The following is a 1,149-nucleotide window of genomic DNA, read 5'->3' as shown; positions in this document are numbered from 1 at the left end:
CCGAGTTCGCGGGCGATCAGCATCAGCTGGACCTCCGTGGTGCCCTCCCCCACTTCAAGGATCTTGGAGTCGCGGTAGTGGCGTGCCACAGTGAATTCGTTGATGAAGCCATAGCCGCCGAATACCTGGGTGGCATCCCGCGCGTTGTCCATGGCCGCCTCGCCTGCGACCATCTTAGCGATGGCCGCCTGCGTCTTGAATGGCTTGCCTGCGAGCATCCGGGCGGCGGCGTCGTAGTAGGCCAGCCGTGCAGTATGCGCGCGGGCCTGCATGCGGGCGATCTTGAACGCGATGGCCTGGTGCTTGCCGATGTAGTGGCCAAACGCGCTGCGCTCCTTGGCGTACTTCACCGACAGGTCCACGCAGCCCTGCGCCGCCCCCGTGGCCAGTGCGGCGATGGCGATCCGGCCTTCGTCGAGGATGGAGAGGAAGTTTGCGTAGCCGCGACCCTCTGCACCCAGCAGGTTTTCCTCCGGCACCCGGACGTCCTTCAGAGTCAGCGGATGCGTGTCGGAGGCGTTCCAGCCCACCTTGTTGTACGCCTTTTCAGCCGTGAACCCGGGCGTGTTGGTGGGGACCAGGATGGTGGAAATCTCCTTCTTGATGCTCCCGTCCTTGCGTTCCTTCTGGCCGGTGACGGCAGTGACCGTGACCAGGCGGGTGATGTCCGTTCCGGAGTTGGTGATGAACTCCTTATTGCCGTTGATGACCCACTCGCCACCCTCTCGCCGGGCGTGGGTCTTGGTGCCGCCGGCATCCGAACCGGCTTCCGGCTCCGTGAGGCCGAAGCCGGCGAGCGCCTCACCAGAGGCCAGGACGGGCAGCCATTCCTCCTTCTGCGCGTCGGTGCCGAACCGGTAGACCGGCATGGCGCCAAGGGAGACCCCTGCCTCCAGGGTGATGGCCACGGACTGGTCCACCCGGCCCAGCTGTTCGAGGGCCAGCGCCAGGGCGAAATAGTCGCCGCCCATCCCGCCGTACTCCTCGGGGAAGGGCAGCCCGAACAGGCCCATGCCGGCCATTTGCTTAACGATTTCGTACGGGAAACTGTGCTCCTCGTCGTGCTTGGCCGACACGGGGGCCACTGCGTGGTCCGCGAAGTCCCGTACGGTGTCGCTGAGGTCCTGGTATTCCTCACTGAGTTCAAAA

The 1,149-nt window shown here is 65.1% G+C and carries 1 protein-coding gene; it reads right to left on the bottom strand.

The annotated features are described in order from the left end of the window. Positions 1–1,149, bottom strand: a 1,149-nt coding sequence (locus tag V9L17_RS21220) for an acyl-CoA dehydrogenase family protein (protein WP_337352797.1), incomplete at both ends; no start/stop codon positions are given.

Origin of the sequence: Pseudarthrobacter sp. CCNWLW207, assembly GCF_037203945.1 — a bacterium.
In the GTDB taxonomy this organism is placed as follows: domain Bacteria; phylum Actinomycetota; class Actinomycetes; order Actinomycetales; family Micrococcaceae; genus Arthrobacter.
The sequence above is the reverse complement of the archived record's forward strand: the minus strand, read 5'-3'. Positions and strand labels throughout refer to the sequence as shown.